The 17,744-nt window shown below is 62.8% G+C and carries 18 protein-coding genes; 8 read left to right on the plus strand and 10 right to left on the minus strand.

Annotated elements, in window-relative coordinates:
- The first annotated feature begins 20 nt into the window (after positions 1-20).
- The gene (locus JO965_RS06900; RefSeq protein WP_203442950.1) at positions 21-362 is read left to right on the plus strand and encodes a DMT family protein; all 342 of its coding nucleotides are present in this window, start codon (positions 21-23) and stop codon (positions 360-362) included.
- A gap of 9 nt (positions 363-371) precedes the next feature.
- Positions 372-692, plus strand: coding sequence for a YnfA family protein (locus JO965_RS06905; protein WP_203442951.1), 321 nt, complete (start codon positions 372-374; stop codon positions 690-692).
- Positions 693-699: 7 nt separating this feature from the next.
- Here JO965_RS06905 and JO965_RS06910 read toward each other — a convergent pair whose 3' ends face one another.
- From JO965_RS06910 to JO965_RS06925, 4 genes are all read right to left on the minus strand, one after another.
- Entirely contained in the window at positions 700-1,839 is a 1,140-nt protein-coding gene (locus JO965_RS06910) for a PQQ-dependent sugar dehydrogenase (protein ID WP_203442952.1), read from the minus strand.
- Between the two features lie 82 nt (positions 1,840-1,921).
- Entirely contained in the window at positions 1,922-2,113 is a 192-nt protein-coding gene (locus JO965_RS06915; RefSeq protein WP_203442953.1) for a hypothetical protein, read from the minus strand.
- Between the two features lie 146 nt (positions 2,114-2,259).
- Positions 2,260-2,667: a VOC family protein gene (locus JO965_RS06920; protein ID WP_203442954.1), complete on the minus strand. Its 408-nt coding sequence runs from the start codon at positions 2,665-2,667 to the stop codon at positions 2,260-2,262.
- 127 nt (positions 2,668-2,794) lie between these two features.
- The gene (locus tag JO965_RS06925; protein WP_203442955.1) at positions 2,795-3,775 is read right to left on the minus strand and encodes a tripartite tricarboxylate transporter substrate binding protein; all 981 of its coding nucleotides are present in this window, start codon (positions 3,773-3,775) and stop codon (positions 2,795-2,797) included.
- A 137-nt stretch (positions 3,776-3,912) separates the two neighbouring features.
- Between JO965_RS06925 and JO965_RS06930 the strand changes: the two genes are divergently transcribed.
- From JO965_RS06930 to JO965_RS06950, 5 genes are all read left to right on the plus strand, one after another.
- Positions 3,913-5,115: a pyridoxal phosphate-dependent aminotransferase gene (locus JO965_RS06930; RefSeq protein WP_203442956.1), complete on the plus strand. Its 1,203-nt coding sequence runs from the start codon at positions 3,913-3,915 to the stop codon at positions 5,113-5,115.
- Entirely contained in the window at positions 5,115-5,408 is a 294-nt protein-coding gene (locus JO965_RS06935; RefSeq protein ID WP_203442957.1) for a hypothetical protein, read from the plus strand. The genes JO965_RS06930 and JO965_RS06935 overlap by 1 nt, the downstream gene beginning before the upstream one ends.
- Positions 5,409-5,479: 71 nt before the next feature.
- Complete coding sequence (locus JO965_RS06940; protein ID WP_203442958.1) at positions 5,480-5,953, plus strand: DUF992 domain-containing protein; 474 nt, start codon at positions 5,480-5,482, stop codon at positions 5,951-5,953.
- A gap of 170 nt (positions 5,954-6,123) precedes the next feature.
- Positions 6,124-8,163, plus strand: coding sequence for an elongation factor G (locus JO965_RS06945; protein ID WP_203442959.1), 2,040 nt, complete (start codon positions 6,124-6,126; stop codon positions 8,161-8,163).
- A 144-nt stretch (positions 8,164-8,307) separates the two neighbouring features.
- A complete protein-coding gene (locus tag JO965_RS06950; protein ID WP_203442960.1) occupies positions 8,308-10,038 on the plus strand; it encodes an AMP-binding protein in 1,731 nt (576 codons plus the stop codon).
- 346 nt (positions 10,039-10,384) lie between these two features.
- Here JO965_RS06950 and JO965_RS06955 read toward each other — a convergent pair whose 3' ends face one another.
- The 3 genes from JO965_RS06955 to JO965_RS06965 form a co-directional block, all read right to left on the minus strand.
- Positions 10,385-11,275 carry a LysR family transcriptional regulator gene (locus tag JO965_RS06955; protein ID WP_203442961.1) on the minus strand — a complete coding sequence of 297 codons (891 nt, stop codon included), beginning with the start codon at positions 11,273-11,275 and terminating at the stop codon, positions 10,385-10,387.
- A 114-nt stretch (positions 11,276-11,389) separates the two neighbouring features.
- Positions 11,390-12,352, minus strand: a complete 963-nt coding sequence (gene trxB / locus JO965_RS06960) for a thioredoxin-disulfide reductase (protein WP_203442962.1) — start codon at positions 12,350-12,352, stop codon at positions 11,390-11,392.
- Positions 12,352-13,365: a mitochondrial fission ELM1 family protein gene (locus JO965_RS06965; protein ID WP_203442963.1), complete on the minus strand. Its 1,014-nt coding sequence runs from the start codon at positions 13,363-13,365 to the stop codon at positions 12,352-12,354. The genes trxB and JO965_RS06965 overlap by 1 nt, the downstream gene beginning before the upstream one ends.
- 174 nt (positions 13,366-13,539) lie before the next feature.
- On the opposite strand from JO965_RS06965, the gene JO965_RS06970 reads away from it, so the two are divergent.
- Complete coding sequence (locus JO965_RS06970) at positions 13,540-14,025, plus strand: Lrp/AsnC family transcriptional regulator (protein WP_203442964.1); 486 nt, start codon at positions 13,540-13,542, stop codon at positions 14,023-14,025.
- A 48-nt stretch (positions 14,026-14,073) separates the two neighbouring features.
- On the opposite strand, the gene JO965_RS06975 is transcribed toward JO965_RS06970, so the two are convergent.
- From JO965_RS06975 to greA, 3 genes are all read right to left on the minus strand, one after another.
- Positions 14,074-16,581 carry a cadherin domain-containing protein gene (locus tag JO965_RS06975; RefSeq protein WP_203442965.1) on the minus strand — a complete coding sequence of 836 codons (2,508 nt, stop codon included), beginning with the start codon at positions 16,579-16,581 and terminating at the stop codon, positions 14,074-14,076.
- A gap of 117 nt (positions 16,582-16,698) precedes the next feature.
- Positions 16,699-17,205 carry a hypothetical protein gene (locus JO965_RS06980; protein WP_203442966.1) on the minus strand — a complete coding sequence of 169 codons (507 nt, stop codon included), beginning with the start codon at positions 17,203-17,205 and terminating at the stop codon, positions 16,699-16,701.
- Between the two features lie 33 nt (positions 17,206-17,238).
- Positions 17,239-17,715, minus strand: coding sequence for a transcription elongation factor GreA (gene greA, locus JO965_RS06985; protein ID WP_203442967.1), 477 nt, complete (start codon positions 17,713-17,715; stop codon positions 17,239-17,241).
- Positions 17,716-17,744 lie beyond the last annotated feature (29 nt).

Below are 17,744 nucleotides of genomic sequence, written 5' to 3' on the forward strand. Positions count from 1 at the left end.
TCTCCCCTCCGGTCCTTCTCATGAACCCTCAAACGGCGCCCGTCCTGATGCTGATCGCATCGAACGTCTTCATGACCTTTGCCTGGTACGGGCATCTGAAGTTCAAGACATCCCCCCTCTGGATAGCGGTCATCGCCAGCTGGGCCATCGCCTTCATCGAATACTGGTTCGCCGTGCCGGCCAACCGGATCGGCTCGGCGGTCTATTCGGCGGCCGAGCTGAAGACCATGCAGGAGGTCATCACCCTCGTGGTCTTCGCGATCTTTTCGGTGCTCTACCTGAAGGAGCCGCTGGGCTGGAACCACCTGATCGGCTTCGGCCTCATTGCGGCCGGCGCCGCCTTCATCTTCCAGGGGCGTTGATCCGAGGCCATGGCGTTCCTCGTCTATGCAGGCGCGGCGCTTGCCGAGATCGCCGGATGCTTTTCCTTCTGGGCCTGGCTGAGGCTCGGCAAGTCACCGTGGTGGCTGGTGCCCGGCATGGGATCGCTCGCACTGTTCGCCTATCTGCTGACGCTCGTTCCGGCCGACGCGGCTGGGCGGGCCTATGCGGCCTATGGCGGCGTCTACATCGTCGCCTCGATCCTCTGGCTCTGGATCGCGGAAGGGGCGCGGCCCGACCGGTGGGACATCGCCGGCGCCGGCATCTGCTTGGCAGGCGCGGCGCTCATCCTGTTCGGGCCGCGGGGTTGAGCCGCGATCAGGTCGCGGGCTTCATGCGCAGGATGCGGCCGTTGCGGGAATCCGTCAGCAGATAGACGAAGCCGTCCGGGCCCTGGCGCACGTCGCGGATGCGTTCGCCGAGCTGCTGCAGCATGCGTTCCTCGCCGGTGACGCGATTGCCGTTGGTCTCCAGCCGCGAGACGAGCTTGCCCGCGAGCGCTCCGACCAGGATGCTGCCACGCCACGCCGGGAACTTGTCGCCGGTATAGAAGGCCATTCCGGAAGGCGCGATCGAGGGATCCCAGTAATAGACCGGCTGCTCCAGGCCTTCCTTCCTTGTGCCTTCGCCGATCTTCGCACCGGAATAATCGACGCCGTAGGAAATCACCGGCCAGCCGTAATTCTTGCCCTTCTGCGGAATGTTGACCTCATCGCCGCCGCGGGCGCCGTGTTCCACAGTCCAGAGTTCGCCGGTCGTCGGATGCAGAGCGGCCGATTGCAGGTTGCGATGGCCGATGGACCAGATCTCGGGCTTGGCATCCTCCCGGTTCAGGAACGGATTGTTGGGTGCCGCCCCGCCTTCGGGCTTGATATGGACGACCTTGCCGATGTGGTTCGCCGGATTCTGCGCCTGGTTGCGCAGGTCGAACCGGTCGCCGAGCGTCACGAAGAGATTGCCGCCGCGGTCGAAGACCAGGCGCGAGCCCCAGTGGTTGTTGCCCGTATGGGTCGGCTCCTGGCGGAAGATGACCTGCACAGCTTCCAATGCGGTTCCGTTCGCATTGAGGCGGCCGCGGGCCACGCTGGTGCCGGCGCGGCCTTCGCCGCGATCCTCGGCATAGCTTAAGTAGACGAGGCGGTTCTGAGCGAAATTCGGGTCGACGGCGACATCGAGAAGGCCGCCCTGGCCGCGGGCCACAATGCGCGGAATGCCCTGGAGCGGTTCCGAGAGAGTGCCGTTGGCATCGACGATGCGCAGGCGGCCGGGCCGCTCCGTGACCAACATGCGATTATTGGGAAGGAACGCGAGGCCCCACGGATTTTCGAGATTGCGGGAGACCGTCTCGACGATCACCTCGACCTTGTCGGTGCGAAAGCGCTGGGTGTCCTGGGCCAGGGCGGAAGGGATGGCGCCGAGAGCAAGGGCGCAGGCCAGGGCAAGTCGGGGGCTCAGCATCTTGGAATCTCTCCGTCGTTCCGATGCCGGAGAGCTAAACTTCTGCGACAGGCGGTCAACCGTGCCGCCGTTCACTCACGCGTTATCGCGGCGAATAAACGTGGATAGTCTTGGTGTCGTGAGCCGAGAGAGTCTGGGTCGTGGTCATGACGAAGAGCGTCGCGAGGCCCAGCAGCATGACCAGGGCAAGCGAGCAGCGGCTTTCCTGACGCGGATCGAGACGATGGACGCGGGACGAAACGTGATAAGCGTTTCTTGGTCGGAAAGTTTTCATTGGCTTGACCCCTGCAACCGGAGGGTGGTTACAGGAGAAAAACTTGTGCGATTCAAGAAAGTTCCCGCCCTGTCCGAAAGTGCCGCTTCCGGTTTCTTGGCTAAGTATCGGTGTTAACTAATTATTAACGATTGTGGCAGGGTTGCTTAGGCTTTGGGGCTGACGATGACGGATTCTGCAGAGCGATCCGCAGGCCCGTGATAGATCGCCTCAATGTTGTGGCTGTCCGGATCGAAAGCAAAGGCGGCATAATAGCCTGGGTGATAGGACCGCTCTCCCGGCCCGCCATTATCGCGTCCCCCGTTGGCGAGCGCCGCCGCGTGGAAAGCGTGAACGGCTTCCCTGTCCCGCGCCTGGAAGGCGAGATGAACCCGCGAGACCGGCCCATCCGCCTGATCCACCCACAACTCGTCGCAGGAAAAATGCTTTGGACTTTCCGAGGTGAATTCGCGCCCGATGGCCTTCAGGACAGCACGATAGAACCGCCGGCTCGCCTCGAGGTCGGAGACGCGCAGGTGAACATGGTCGATCAGGCGGCCTTGGTGGAATTGCATGGCGTTTGCTCCTCCTCCTTGCGTCATCCCCGGCCTTGTGCCGGGGATCCACGTCTTGTGGCGCCGCGGTTCAAAGACGTGGATGGCCGGGACAAGCCCGGCCATGACGATGTGGTTCCAAGCAAGCTCACTCGGCCTTGATGCCGGCCGCCTTGATGATCTCGGCCCAGGTCTGGATCTCCTTGGCGAGATAGGGCTTGAACGCTTCCGGATCGCGCACGTTCAGGGTGAAGCCGAGCTTGGTGATGCGCTCCTTCACGTCGGGCCTGTTGAGGATCGCGATGATCGTGCCCGACAGCTTGTCGAGAACGGGCTTCGGCGTATTCACCGGCGCGAAGAAGGCGGCCCAGGATTCCGCGTCCGCATCGGTGATGCCCTGCTCGCGCAGGGTCGGCACGTCCGGAGCCTGCGGGTTGCGCTGCGGGCTGGCAATCCCGATGGCGCGCATCTGGCCGGCCTGGAACTGGGAGAGCACACTCGGCAGGGTCGAGTTCGACACATCGATGCGGCCCGCCATGAGCTCCGTTACCAGGGGAGCGGCGCCCCGGAAGGGCACGTGGGTCATCTTGGTGCCCGTGCGGGTCATGAAGAGTTCGGTCGCCAGATGCGAGCCGGAGCCGACGCCGGTCGAGCCGTAATTCAGCTTGCCCGGGTCCTTCTTGGCGAGTTCGATCAGTTCAGGAATGGTCTTGGCGGGCAGATCGTTCTTGACCACGAAGACGTGCTCGAAGGCGCCGGCGCCCGCGAGCGGCGCGAAATCCTTCACCGCGTCGTAGCCCGGCTCTTTCAGCAGGAACATGTTGTTCCCGTGCGTCTGGTTGTTGCCGAACACGATGGTGTAGCCGTCGGGCTCGGCCTTGGCGACCGCGCGGGTGCCGACCGCGCCCGAAGCGCCGGCCAGGTTCTCGACGAGCACGTTCTGGCCGAGAGACTTGCCCATCTCCTCCGCCACGATGCGGGCGATCACGTCGGTTGGGCCGCCGGCCGGGTAGGGCACCACCATCTTGACGACGCGGTTCGGAAAGTCCTGGGCGGAGGCTGCGGTGGCGAAGAGGGCCGCGCCGGCGACGAGGCCGAGCGCGAGGCGGCGGGTGACGGATGTGGTCATCGGAAAAGGCGGCTCCTCAAAAACCCGTTCGGGAAGGGCTATTTCTGCTTGCTGTTTTGCTTGCTTGGGCGGCTTGACCGCATTAGGGTCCGCCGCCGTCACGGTTCCCTTCTTAACGCCCCGATCGGAGGATTCCCATGGGCTTTTTGTCTGACGCCCTTTCCCGCATCAAGCCGTCTGCAACCATCGTCATCACGCAGAAAGCGCGGGATCTGAAAGCCCAGGGGCGGGACGTCATCAGCCTTTCCGTCGGCGAGCCGGATTTCGACACGCCCGACAATATCAAGGAAGCCGCCATCGCAGCGATCCGCCGCGGCGAGACGAAGTACACGCCCGTTTCCGGCATCGTGCCGCTGCGCGAGGCCATCGCCCGCAAGTTCAAGCGCGAGAACGGCCTCGACTACAAGCCCTCGCAGACCATCGTGTCCACCGGCGGCAAGCACGTGATCTACAACGCGCTGCTCGCGACCCTGAACCCGGGCGACGAGGTGATCGTCCCAGCACCGTACTGGGTGTCCTATCCTGAGATGGTGGCGCTGTGCGGCGGCAAGCCCGTCTTCGTGGATTGCACCATGGAGCATAACTTCAAGCTCCAGCCGGAGCCGCTCGAGCGCGCGATCACGCCGAAGACGAAGTGGATCATCCTCAACTCGCCCTCGAACCCGACGGGCGCGGCCTATTCCCGCGCCGAGATGAAGGCGATCACCGACGTGCTGATGCGCCATCCGCACGTGTGGGTGCTCACCGACGACATGTACGAGCACCTGACCTACGGCGATTTCGAGTTCGTCACGCCGGCTCAAGTTGAGCCGAACCTTTACGAGCGCACGCTCACCATGAATGGCGTGTCGAAGGCCTATGCGATGACCGGCTGGCGTATCGGCTATGCGGGCGGGCCCGAGCATCTCATCAAGGCGATGGACTTCGTGCAGGGCCAGCAGACTTCGGGCACGAGCGCGATTTCGCAATGGGCTGCGGTCGAGGCACTCGACGGTCCGCAGGATCACTTGAAGGTGTTCAGACGAGCCTTCGAGGAGCGCCGCGATCTCGTCGTCTCCATGCTCAATCAGACGAAGTACCTGAAGTGCCCGATGCCGGAAGGCGCGTTCTACGTCTATCCGTCCTGCGCCGAAGCCATCGGCAAGACCGCGCCATCGGGCAAGGTGCTGGAAACGGATGAGGACTTCGTCGCGGAACTGCTGGAAGCCGAGGGTGTCGCTGCGGTTCATGGCTCGGCCTTCGGCCTTGGCCCCAATTTCCGCATCTCCTATGCCACGTCGAACGCGTTGCTGGAGGATGCCTGCCACCGCATCCAGCGCTTCTGCGGGTCCTTGCGTTGATGACCCTGCCGCGGACATTCCATCCGGATCCCGCGGCAGAGCCCTACAGGGCCAATCCCGCCTCCACGCACCGCGTAAAATTCGACGCCCGCGTCGACTTCACCAATGGCGGCTATGTGGAGGCGAAGGACTTTCTCCTCGATATCGAGGGCGACAGCATCGCGCCCGAACGCCTGGCCGAGATGATCGTCTCGGCCATGAACCTGCTGCGCGCCGGCCCCGTGACGATCACGGCGATGCGCATCGTCCGGCGCGGCGAGCATCAGGATTCGGCCTTACCAATTCAGGATTGATATCCTCACCATGGAACGGCACTGCTCCTGCGCCGTTAATCGCTAAGCTTGGATAAGCTTAGGAGATCACCATGCGTCGCGCCGCTCTCCCCGTTGCCGCTCTTGCCCTTCTTGCGTCGTTGGGTGCCGCGGAGGCGCAGGCTCAGAACCGAGGGCGGATCGGAGTCCTGTCCTGCAGCGTATCGGGCGGAATCGGTCTCATCGTCACATCGCAGAAGACGACATTGTGCACGTTCAACCCGAGGCGTGGCCCGAACGAACCCTATGTGGGCGTGATCCGCCGGTTCGGGCTCGATATCGGCGCGACCCGAGGGGGGATCCTGACATGGGTTGTTTTCTCGGAAGGCAGCGTGGCGCCTGGCGCCCTGGCTGGCAGCTATGTCGGTGGGACAGCCGAGGCGACGGTCGGTTCCGGCGTCGGAGCGAATGTCCTGGTCGGCGGCTCGAACCGGAGCATTTCCCTTCAGCCTCTCTCCGTCGGTGGCCAGACCGGCTTCAACTTCGCCCTTGGGGTCGCCGATTTCGAATTGCGCCGAGCGCGGTAGCAGGCGCGGCAGCTTCTTCTTTGAGAATGGTCAAGCACAAGCTTGGCCGTTTTTGCTTCAACGGCAGCCGCAAAAGATCTCTTGCCAACTTCTCATCAGAGGCAGAGCATTCGCGATAACGCGCCCGTGAAGAGCGCGCCAACGATGGGGGCAGGGAAGGATGACGTCCAATGGCACCCAACGGCAGACTAGATGCGGGCCCGCGATGCATCGCGATCGTAGGCCCGTTCCAGAGCGGCAAGACCACCCTGCTTGAGGCAATCCTGGAGCGGACAGGAGCCGTCTCCCGGGCGGGTCGCGTGGCGAATGGGGACAGCGTCGGCGATGCGAGCGCGGAGGCCCGCGCCCATGCCATGAGCATTGAGCCCAATGTGGCGACGGTCGAGTTTCTGGGCGAGAGCATCACCTTCGTGGATTGCCCTGGCTCGACGGAATTCCTGCACGAGATGCGCAACGTCATGCCGGTCTGTGATGCGGCGATCGTTGTCTGTGAGGCGGACGAACGCAAGATCCCGGCCCTCGAAATCATTCTGCGCGAATTGGAGGAGGCCGACATTCCGCGCTTCCTCTTCATCAACAAGATCGACACGGCTACTCAGCGCATACGTGAGACATTGGCACTGCTGCAGCAGGCCTCGCGCACGCCGCTGCTTCTGCGCCAGATCCCGCTCTGGAAGGACGGCATCGCCATCGGCTTCATCGATCTCGCGCTTGAGCGTGCCTTCATCTATCGCGAGCATGCGCCGAGCGAAATCGTGGATCTGCCTGAAGGCGAACTGCCGCGGGAGAAGGAAGCGCGCTTCGCCATGCTCGAGCGTCTGGCCGATTACGACGATGCGCTCATGGAGGAGTTGATCTCCGAGATCGAGCCGCCGCGCGACCAGATCTTCGACGATCTTTCGCGGGAGTTGAAGGAACGGCATGTGGTGCCGGCCCTGATCGGCTCAGCCGAGCGCGGCAACGGTGTCACGCGGCTTCTGAAAGCGCTGCGCCACGAGGCGCCGGGTCTGACGCAAACCCGCGTGCGTCTCGGTATTCCCGAAGAGGGCGCGCCTCTCGCCCAGGCCATGAAGACCCTGCATATGGGCCAGGGTGGCAAGCTTTCCGTTGCCCGCGTCATGCGCGGCGCTTTCCATGAGGGCGATACGGTGGTCGGCTCGCGTGGGGCCGAGGCGCGGATCGGCAGCCTCGCCACGCTCGTGGGCAGCACGATGAATCGCAAGACAGAGGCTGTGGCCGGCGATGCGGTCGGCTTCGGTCGGCTGGAGGGCATCGCCACGGGCGACAGCTTCGCATCCGGCAAGGCAAGGCCCGAGGCCATTGTTTCGCCGGCGCCGCCGGAGCCGGTCTATGTGCTGGCTCTCAAGGTTAAGGACCGCAAGGACGACGTGCGCCTTTCGAGCGCGCTTGCCAAGATCACCGAGGAGGACCCGTCCCTCGCAGTGGAAACTCGACCTGAGATGGGTGAGATCCGGCTCCATGGGCAGGGCGAGATGCATCTGCGCGTGGCCGTGGAAAAGCTCGCTTCGCGCTTCCAGGTCGGCGTCGAGACGACAAAGCCCAAGGTGGCCTATTGCGAGACGATCAAACACCCGGCCTCGGCCCGCGGACGGCACCGCAAGCAGACCGGCGGCCATGGCCAGTTCGGCGACGTGATGATCGAGATCAAGCCGCTGCCGCGCGGGGAGGGCTTCGCCTTCCAGGATCAGATCACCGGCGGCGTGGTTCCGCGCCAGTATATCCCCTCCGTCGAGACCGGCGTCCGGGATGCACTCAAATGCGGGCCTCTCGGCTTCCCGGTCGTGGATCTCGCGGTGACGCTCACCGACGGATCCTACCATACGGTGGATTCCTCGGACGCCGCCTTCCAGGCCGCGGCGAAGCTCGCGCTGGCGGAGGCCCTGCCGAAGGCTAAGCCCGTGCTGCTGGAGCCGGTTCTGTCGGTCGAGATCACGATGCCGTCTGAGGCGCTCTCCAAGGCAACGGCTCTTGTCACCGGACGGCGGGGGCAGATCCTCGGTTATGACGAGCGGCCCGGCTGGGCTGGCTGGCAGGTGCTCAGCGCCACCATTCCGGAATCGGAGATCGGCGATCTCATCGTCGAACTCCGTTCGGCGACGGCGGGCGTCGGGACCTTCTCAACCCGGTTCGACCACATGGCGGAGCTGAGTGGCCGGCCGGCGGAGCAGGTCCTGCACAAGGCTCACTGACGATCGTCAGACCTGAACGATCCGTAGATGATCGTTCAGGTCTAAACTATTTCCATCGACAAATGGGCTCTTCCGCGCCAAGTTAGGCTTGATGGAGACGCCATCTCCCATGAAGCAAACCTCGCCGCAAAGCGGAGGACAACAATGACCGCCTCGACCCCGGTGCCTGCCACGGCAGACGCTTCGGATCCCTATGCCGCCCGACCCTGGCTCAGCTCCTATCCCGCGCAGGTCCCCAAGACGATCGACGAGGCCAGCATCGGCACGCTGAACGACATCTTCCACAAGGCCGTCGTGGACTATTCGAACCGGGCCGCCGTCGAGAGTTTCGGCAAGCGGATGACCTATGGCGCCCTGGGACGCGAGGCCGATGCGGTCGCCTCCTGGCTCCAGGCGCAGGGGCTGAAGAAGGGTGACCGGGTGGCCATCATGCTGCCGAACGTGATGGCCTTCCCGCCCATCCTGTTCGGGGTGCTTCTCGCTGGCGGTACGGTCGTCAACGTCAATCCGCTCTACACCCCGCGGGAGCTGACCTATCAGCTCAAGGATTCCGGCGCGCGCTTCCTGTTCGTGCTGGAAAACTTCGCCGCGACGGTCCAGGAGTCGCTGCCGGATCTGAAGCTCGATCGCGTGGTTCTCGCCACGCCCGGCGACCTCCTTGGCCTCAAGGGTGCTATCGTCAATCTGGTCTCGCGCCACGTGAAGAAGGCGGTCAAACCCTTCAGCCTGCCGCAGGCCATCGCCTTCAAGACTGTCATCGCCGAGGGCGCCAAGCGGAAAGCTCAGGCGGTGACTGTCTCGCCCGACGATATCGCCTTCCTCCAGTATACGGGCGGCACGACGGGGGTCGCCAAGGGCGCAACTCTGCTCCATCGCAACGTGGTCGCCAACGTGCTCCAGTGCGAAGCCTGGATGCTGCCGTTCTTCGGCGATCGCGAAGATCACGTGATGGTCACGGCCCTGCCGCTCTATCACATCTTCGCTCTCACCGTCTGTGCCATGCTGATGACGCGGATCGGCGGGTGCCAGCTGCTGATCGCCAATCCGCGCGACATTCCCGGCTTCGTCAAGACGCTGCAGAAGAGTCCGTTCACGCTCATGTCCGGCCTCAACACGCTCTACAATGCCCTGGCCAATGCGCCCGGCATCGAGAAGGTCGATTTCTCGCAGATGGTCTTTGCCGTCTCCGGCGGCATGGCGACCCAGGAAGTCGTCGCGAGGAAATGGAAGGAAGTAACCGGGCAACCCATCGTCGAAGGCTATGGCCTCTCCGAGACCTCGCCGGTGGTCTGCGCCAACCGGCTCGATATCGAGGAATTCACCGGCACCATCGGCTATCCGCTGCCATCGACGGATGTGTCCGTGCGCGCAAGCGACGGCGCGATCCTTCCGCCCGGCGAGCGGGGAGAATTGTGTGTGAAGGGACCGCAGGTCATGGCCGGCTACTGGCAGCGGCCTGACGAGACCGCCAAGGTGATGACCCCGGATGGCTGGTTCCGTACCGGCGACGTGGCGGTGATCCTGCCCGATGGGCAGGTGAAGATCGTGGACCGGATGAAGGACATGGTCCTCGTCTCCGGTTTCAACGTCTACCCGAACGAAGTGGAAGACGTGATCGTCAAACATCCGGGCGTGATGGAAGTCGCTGTCATCGGTTTGCCAGATGAGCATTCGGGCGAGACGGTGGTGGCCTATGTGGTCCGGAAAGACCAGGCTTTGACCAGCGACGAACTGCGCCAGTTCTGCCGGGAGAACATGACCGGCTACAAGGTGCCGCGCCGGATCGAGTTTCGGGACACTCTGCCGAAGACCAATGTGGGCAAGGTCCTGCGCCGTGCGCTCAAGGAAGAGGTGGAGCAGGGCCTACCTCGCTAGAGCATCGGTTCGTTCGGTGCGGAAAACCGGATCTACTTTTCGCTGAAGCGGCCCTCTGGGTCCGCACGATGCGCTAAGCCCCCTGAAAAGAAAAAAGCCGGGCTCGAAGCCCGGCTAAAGTAGAGGTCCGACAAAAGTCAAAACCTTCCAGAGGGAACGGCCGACACGGCAACGCCGGGAGGAAGAAAGCGGTGCCGCGTTTAAATCAGCCAAGGGTGATATCGGCCGCATGGCGCTTATTTGCAATGCAGCATGCCTCATAAAAGGGCTGCGCTGAGCGCATGGCTTTTGTCATCTCTGAGACAAATTCTCCTAACCCATTGAGGTTGGGAGCGGATTCGGACCCTCAGAATGTCCAGCGCTGGGCCTTGGAGATCAGGAAGTCGCGGAAGGCTTGTACGCGGGCGACCGATCGCATCTCTTCGGCATAGACGAGATAGCTGTCGAGAGACGGCATTTCCACGTCGCGCAGGATCTGAACCAGGTCCGGATTGCCCACCACTGCATAATCCGGCAGCACGGCGATGCCGGCCCCGGTCTCGACGGCGAGCTTCAGGGCCGTGATGTTGTTGACGACGTAATGGTACTGACGCGGCTCGCGCCCCTCGCGTCCGGCCGTCGAGAGCCAGTGCACGGCCATTAGATAGGAAGGCTGGTCACCACCGAACGAGACGATGCGGTGCTCATCCAGTTCTTCCAGGGTCTTCGGTTCGCCGAACCGCTTGATGTAGTCGGCCGAGGCATAGACGTGGAAATGGATCGTGAAGAGGCGGCGCTGGATCAGATCCGGCTGGGCCGGACGGCGCAGACGGATCGCGACGTCGGCCTCGCGCATGGCGAGATCCAGTTCCTCGTTGGAGAGGATCAATTCGACTCGCACGTCGGGATAGAGATCGAGGAACTCGGCGATGCGCTGGGCCAGCCAGATCGAGCCGAGGCCGACGGTGGTCGTGACCTTCAACTCACCCGACGGCCGCTCGCTGGTTTCCACAAGGCGGGCCTTGGTGGTCTCCAGCCGCATACGCATGTCGCGGGCGGCCCGGAACAACAGGTCGCCCTGTTCAGTCAGGATCAGCCCGCGGGCATGGCGATGGAAGAGAGGCGCCTTCAGCTCGCGCTCGAGAGCGCTGATCTGGCGGCTCACGGCCGATTGGCTCAAGCCCAGATCGTCACCGGCCCGCGTGAAGCTGCCCGCTTCGGCGACGGTGTAGAAAATCCGGATCTTGTCCCAGTCCACGGCATTCCCCTCATGCCTCGCATGCTCAGAACGCAAGGCTTCCTTATCTCTTATGAGCCGGGGGTTTGATGCAACAGGAAATCGGCCTGAGAGCTAACCAGTTGTTAACAAATTCTATTCGGCAGCTTCCTGCGTCGCCTCCAAGGCCGCGAGATAGCGCTCCGCGTCGAGAGCGGCCATGCAGCCCATGCCTGCCGAGGTGACGGCCTGACGATAAATGTCGTCAGTGACGTCGCCGGCCGCGAACACCCCTGGGATGTTCGTTTCGGTCGAGCCCGGCTTGATCAGCAGATAGCCGCCGGCCTTCATGTCGAGCTGGCCGGTGAAGAGTTCCGTCGCGGGCTTGTGGCCGATGGCGATGAAGACGCCGTCGGTCTTGAAGTCCGAACTCTGGCCCGAAACGAGGTTCTTGAGCCGCACATGGGTGACGGAGGAGGGGTTCTCTGAGCCACAGATCTCCTCGACGGCCGAGTTCCAGATCACCTCGATTTTGGGGTGCTTGAACAGGCGGTCCTGGAGAATGCGCTCGGCGCGCAAGGAATCCCGGCGATGGATCAGGGTGACCTTTGAGGCGAGGTTGGCGAGGTAGAGCGCCTCCTCGACCGCCGTGTTGCCGCCGCCCACCACCACGACCTCCTTGCCGCGGTAGAAGAAGCCGTCACAGGTCGCGCAGGCCGAGACGCCGAAGCCCTGGAACTGGCCCTCCGAAGGCAGGCCCAGCCACTTGGCCTGGGCGCCGGTCGCGACGACCAGAGCATCGCAGGTATAGGTGTTTCCGGAATCGCCCTCCAGGCGGAAGGGGCGCTGCTTCAGGTCCACCTTGACGATGTGGTCGGAGATCATCTTGGTGCCCACATGCTCGGCCTGCAGGCGCATCTGCTCCATGAGCCAGGGGCCCTGGATCACGTCGGCAAAGCCCGGATAGTTCTCCACATCGGTGGTGATCATGAGCTGCCCGCCGGGTTGGAAACCGGAGATCATCACCGGTTCGAGCAAGGCGCGCGCCGCGTAGATCGCTGCCGTATAGCCCGCCGGCCCCGAGCCGATGATGATGAGCTTGGCGTGAGAATGGGCCATCAGGGGGTCTCCAGTGAAAAGGCGATGTCCGGCAAGCCGAGAGCGCGGCGGTGGCGGCTAAAGCCCTCGGCTATGGCCTCCGCGACCTTGGGAGTTGAATTTAGTGGTTCATAGGGCAGTCCTTCAAGACGGCCCTCGAATGGATGCACAATTCCATGGGCCTTAAGGGCGCTCATGTAAACATCCAGTTTCGGGTGTCCGCCCGAGGGCTCGAACACCAGGATCGGCCTGCCGGTCACGGCGGCCTCGCCGATCATGTTGAAGGAATCCCCCGTGGCCACCACGAAATCGGCGAGGGCCAGCAGGGCGATGAAGGGGTTCTCGCCCGTGCCGTCCCAGAAGAAGCCACTATGCCGGGCAGCCAGCCCGATCAGGGCCTCCCGAAGGGCCGGGGGGGTGCGGCGCGAAGCCGTGATCATCAATCCGGCTCCCATCTCGGCCAAGGCGGTCAGGTGGCGGATGAAGCGGGCGATGTCCTCATCCGTGAACCGGTGGTGTCGGCTGTCGCCGCCTGCCAGCACGGCAACCCTGGGATGGGGGAGGTGGGCAAGGCGTGGATCAGGGTGGGCGCGGGCCGCTTCGAGCTTCTCGACCGAGATCCGGTGGGGCGGGGTGAGGGTGTTGAGAACGTTCGGGCCTCGCAGGCGATCGTATTCCGGCGACCAGATGAAATCGGCTGTCTTCGGTCCGGTGCGGGGATCCTTGAGGAAGACCGTGTAGGTGCGCCCGCCGGTGGCTTTCTTGATGAAGCGCAGATAGGCCACGGCGCGGCGACCCGAGGCCACGAGCAGATCGGGGAAGGGCGGGGCAATAGGGCTGTTGGGGGCGCCGGGGCGCTCGCGCGGATCGATAACGCCCCAGGGCATGAACCAGCTGAAGGGTGGTTTCGGATCGATCCGGCGAATTTCGGGATCGAGGCCGAGAGCCTCGGTCACGCTCAGCGCCTGCAGCTCGTCCCCGGCCTTGCCATCGGTCAGAACCCAGGTGATAAGGCCGGTATCATTGCGCAACATTCGATCAACGAGCCTGTGGAGTTCATGAAGTTCGTTGCGACTTAATCGCCTGTCCTTCTTGTGCAGACCCTCTACACGGTCTACTCAGCCAAGACGAGATTTTTTGACCTGATGCAGCACGGTCGGGGCAGCCAGCCGGCTTTTCTTGCCCGATCATGCATAAGCGGAGTTACCGTGCGCGGACGCCTCGATTCCATCGACTGGGCCATCCTGAAAGAACTGCAGGCCGACGGCAGCATCACCAATGTGGAGCTGGCGCGTCGCGTCGGCCTGTCGGCACCCCCGTGCCTGCGCCGGGTGCGGGCGCTTGAAAGCGCCGGCATCATCAAGGCCTACCGCGCCATCCTCGACCCGAAGAATCTCGGATTCGAGATCGTCTGCTTCGCCATGGTGCAGCTCGACATCCAGGGCAAAAAGGAGCTGCAGGAATTCGAGCAGCGGGTGAAGGACTGGTCCATGGTCCGCGAGTGCTGGACACTCTCGGGCGACATTGACTTCATCATGAAATGCGTGGCCCCGAACCTCGCCTCTTTCCAGAGCCTCGTCTCCGAGCTCACGAGCCTTCCGAACGTGCGCAACGTCCGCACGGCGCTGACCCTTGATCTCATCAAGGATGAGCCGCTCGTGCCGATCGAGGAAGTCGAGCCGGAGAAGGCCTGACCTGCCCGGCGTTGCCAGGAGAGTCGGCTCCCGATTCCCGCAGCGCATTCAGATCACGAAGAAATCGGCGGCCGTGAGTTTTGCCTTGTTGGTGAAGACCGCGATCTCGATGGCCTTTCCTGCCTTGTTGCCATCGGCATCGTAGGACAGTACGCCTGTCTTCCGGTTGTAGACGAGATAATCGTTGCCGTCGTTCGGCGCACCGAATTCGAGATAGGTCTTGGACAGCTTGGTCGGTTTCTCGAGCGAGCCCTTCTTCCCGAGCTTGGTGAAGAATGCGTTGTCGAAATAGAGCGCGTCTTTGCGAGGGTCGAAATCGGTGATCGTATCGCGGTTGCTGCTCGATGGGCGCTGGTCGAAGACCACCACATCCTTGCCGCTGCCGGTGGAGATCCGGTCGCGCCCGAGATCGCCGTGCAGCCGGTCATTGCCGCCCGCACCCGATAGCGTGTCGTTACCGAGCTCACCACGCAGGATGTCGCTGCCCGAGGTGCCGCTCTTTCGCAGGGGCGTCTTCTCGCGCACGTTGGCGACGCTTACCGTGACGTCCTGGACATGGCTGCCGCCAAAGGCGTCCGTGACCTTGACGCGCAGATTGTGGGATGAGGCCTTTTCATAATCGAGCTTCGCGCCGGCCTTGAGCTTGATTGCGCTGCCAGCAATCTCGAACAGGGCATTGGAGGCCCCGCCATCGATAAGGGCGTAGGTGTGGCGGTCTCCGATATCGGCATCGACCGTCGACAGGGTTCCCGCCGCCGAGCCTGCGGCAGCTGTCTCCTGGATCGATCCACTGACGGAAATCGATTCCGGTGCCGCGTTGATCTTGAAGCGCTGGAAATAGATCCCTCCGATCGGATCGATATCTTCCTGGTCCGGCTGGTTGCCGACCCCTTCCCATCCGACGATCAGCGTGCCGTCCGTTGTGAAATCCAGGAACGTGCCTGTCTGGACACCCGTCACCGAGGTGTTGACCAGGATCTCGCCACCGATGCGTTGGCCGTTGGCATCGAAGGCCTGCATGAAGAGGTCGGTATTGTCGCCATCGGGGCCGTTCCAGGCCACCACGAAGCTGCCGTTCGGCAGAACCCTGACCAGAGCGTCGCTCTGGACGCCCGCCGTTGTCGCGTTGACGCGGATCTCAGAGCCCATTCTGTTGCCGCCGCTATCGAACATCTGCATGAAGATGTCGCCGTTGTCCTCCTGCCCGGCGGTGGTGCTTTTTCCGGTCCAGAGGAAAACGGAGCGTCCGCTAGTCGGAAAATACTCGAAGGTCAGCGCGGGAAACTCGTCCGTCTGCAGCCGCATTTCCGGGCCGATCTTGCGACCTGAAGCATCAAGCACCTGCAAGGAATGGCCGAGATGCACCGAAACTTCCTCGCCCTCTACCTCTTCCACCCGTGAGTTCGTCCAGACAGTGACGTAATGCGTGATGGCGTATCGCCCGCTTTCCGAGTCCAGCTGATAACTGAGGAAGTAGCGGAGGTTGGACTGATCGTCTGCTACGGTTGTGTTCAGCCGCGTCTCGGAGCCAACTTTCACACCATTGGTATTGAAGCGCTGATAGAAGATGCCGGAATCGTCCTCCTGACCTTCCTGCGTCCCATTCCCTTGCCAGAAGAAGATGGCACCGCCATCGTCGGTACCTGCGGAACCTAGACGGGTCTGAGGGCCCGTGGTGGATGAGCTCACAAGTGCAGTCTCGCCGGCAGAGGTGCCATCGGCATTGAAGATCCGGTAGTAGAAGTTGAAGTCCTCGTCGCCCTTTTCCTCGTGCCAGAACGTTGCCCATTTGCCGTCGGCCAGGTTGCGGGTGAAAGGGGCGATGTTCACGTTTTCGGACTTGAGCATCACCTCCACGCCGCGCTTTTCGCCATTGGCATAGAAGGCCTGCTGGTAGGTTCCTCCCAAGAAGGCCTTATAGGTAACGACGAAGCCGCCATCATTGAGCGCAATGGCTGCGATCAGCGATTCACTCCGCCCCTCCACGGCAGCGTTGACGCGCTTCTCTCCACCGATGAATTCGCCATTCGGGCCCATGAGCCGGAAGTAGACGCCTGCATCGTCCTGCTGGCCCTCCTGAGAACTTCTGCCGCTCCAGAGAACAACGGAAATATCGTTGCGCAGGAACACATTTCGGAATGTTGTGGAGCCTGCCCTCATGCCGCCGGGGGTTTCATTGATAGAAACCTGTTGTCCCGGCGTACCGTCGGGCGCGAACGGGCGGTAATAGATGTCTGAGCCTGTGGCATTCTCAGGGGTCGACTCCCAGATGGCGCCCCACCGCCCATCGAAGAAGTTGATCGGCAGAAGCGATTCGACATCGCCATCGATTGTTGCGTTGACGCGGGTCTCAGCCCCAATCTTCTGCCCGTTGGCGTCGAAGATCTGTTGGAAATAGCCGTTTGAATCCGCCTGTCCCTGCTGAGTGCCGTTGCCGAACCAGAACATGACGAAACGCCCGTCAGGGAGCCTCACCCATTGCATTTGGTTTTGCTGTTGTTCCGTTGACGTATTGATCCGGGTCTCTCCACCCAGACGGACGATATTGTACGGCATGGCTGCCCTCGGACGCTTTCCGGCCAAGCTTAATGCAAAGATATTAAATTACAATATCGTGACGTGAGGCGCGAGCGCGTCTCTCCGGCGCGATCCGATAAGGACAGTTGAGGATCTTTAGATCTGCCGCCTCAGCCAGCGCACGTAATGCTGTGCGATCACGACGGCGCGACCCTGCTCATTCGGGGTCAGGGGGCTCGTATTGACGTCACGCACGGCGAGCATCGGGTGGCTTGCCAGGACTTCGCCTCTGCGGCCGACGGCCAGGGCCTCGCCCTCCACGGCATCGTGTCCGCTGTTGCCGCCACCGCTCCTGCCTTTGTATCCGCTGCTGTTGTCGGGGGAGGAGGTGAGAAAGACACTTGTCAGGCGCAGGACCAGACGGGGGCCACGCGGATCGACCCGATCGGCAAAGGAGCGCTGCAGTTCGTCGAGCGCGGCCGCGCCAACAAGGTCGGCAAAGGGGCCGAGGCCCTTGGCCTTCAGGACGCTCACATCCACCGAAAATGACGAGAAGGCCGGTGGGAAGCCCTGAGCATAAGCAGGCGCGGCAAAGCCTGCGCCGGCAAGGCCGGCACAGGCGAGAGTTTTCAGGATGGTACGCCGGGAGGAGAGGGACATCATAGGATTGCTCATCTTTCCTGCCCTCTCTATCAATCAGGCGCTGAATCGGACGCCGACGACCTCATAGGACTTGCCGCCGCCGGGGGTCGAGACCTCCACCGTATCGCCGATGGTCTTGCCCATGAGAGCGCGGGCGATGGGGGAGGCGACCGAGACACGGCCCGAGCGCACGTCGGCTTCGGGTTCGCCAACGATCTGATAAGTTTTCTCTTCCTCGGTGTCCTCGTCAACGAGCTTTACCGTGGCGCCGAACTTGATCCGATCGCCCGAGAGCTTTGCAATATCGATGACTTCGGCACGGGAAATCAGGCTTTCGAGCTCGAGCACCCGGCCCTCGTTGAGGGATTGGGCTTCCTTAGCGGCATGGTATTCGGCATTTTCCGACAGGTCGCCAAGCGCGCGGGCCTCCGCAATCGCCTGGATGATCCGGGGGCGTTCAACCTGCTGCCGGTGCTTGAGTTCGTCCTCGAGCGCCGCAAAACCCTTGATCGTCAGAGGGACCTTGTCCATCGTTTGTCTCGTCCAAAAAGAGGTACGAG

The sequence above is a fragment of the Microvirga sp. VF16 genome (genome assembly GCF_016864375.1).
GTDB lineage: Bacteria > Pseudomonadota > Alphaproteobacteria > Rhizobiales > Beijerinckiaceae > Microvirga.

Bases quoted from the DNA above. Each gene is read 5' to 3' on its own strand.
- JO965_RS06935 (WP_203442957.1), top strand. From the start codon at position 5,115: ATGACCCTGCCGCGGACATTCCATCCGGATCCCGCGGCAGAGCCCTAC.
- trxB (WP_203442962.1), bottom strand. From the start codon at position 12,352: ATGGCCCATTCTCACGCCAAGCTCATCATCATCGGCTCGGGGCCGGCG.
- JO965_RS06980 (WP_203442966.1), bottom strand. From the start codon at position 17,205: ATGATGTCCCTCTCCTCCCGGCGTACCATCCTGAAAACTCTCGCCTGT.
- JO965_RS06905 (WP_203442951.1), top strand. From the start codon at position 372: ATGGCGTTCCTCGTCTATGCAGGCGCGGCGCTTGCCGAGATCGCCGGA.
- JO965_RS06910 (WP_203442952.1), bottom strand. From the start codon at position 1,839: ATGCTGAGCCCCCGACTTGCCCTGGCCTGCGCCCTTGCTCTCGGCGCC.
- JO965_RS06920 (WP_203442954.1), bottom strand. From the start codon at position 2,667: ATGCAATTCCACCAAGGCCGCCTGATCGACCATGTTCACCTGCGCGTC.
- JO965_RS06925 (WP_203442955.1), bottom strand. From the start codon at position 3,775: ATGACCACATCCGTCACCCGCCGCCTCGCGCTCGGCCTCGTCGCCGGC.
- JO965_RS06930 (WP_203442956.1), top strand. From the start codon at position 3,913: ATGGGCTTTTTGTCTGACGCCCTTTCCCGCATCAAGCCGTCTGCAACC.
- JO965_RS06975 (WP_203442965.1), bottom strand. From the start codon at position 16,581: ATGCCGTACAATATCGTCCGTCTGGGTGGAGAGACCCGGATCAATACG.
- JO965_RS06915 (WP_203442953.1), bottom strand. From the start codon at position 2,113: ATGAAAACTTTCCGACCAAGAAACGCTTATCACGTTTCGTCCCGCGTC.
- JO965_RS06940 (WP_203442958.1), top strand. From the start codon at position 5,480: ATGCGTCGCGCCGCTCTCCCCGTTGCCGCTCTTGCCCTTCTTGCGTCG.
- JO965_RS06900 (WP_203442950.1), top strand. From the start codon at position 21: ATGAACCCTCAAACGGCGCCCGTCCTGATGCTGATCGCATCGAACGTC.
- greA (WP_203442967.1), bottom strand. From the start codon at position 17,715: ATGGACAAGGTCCCTCTGACGATCAAGGGTTTTGCGGCGCTCGAGGAC.
- JO965_RS06945 (WP_203442959.1), top strand. From the start codon at position 6,124: ATGGCACCCAACGGCAGACTAGATGCGGGCCCGCGATGCATCGCGATC.
- JO965_RS06965 (WP_203442963.1), bottom strand. From the start codon at position 13,365: ATGTTGCGCAATGATACCGGCCTTATCACCTGGGTTCTGACCGATGGC.
- JO965_RS06950 (WP_203442960.1), top strand. From the start codon at position 8,308: ATGACCGCCTCGACCCCGGTGCCTGCCACGGCAGACGCTTCGGATCCC.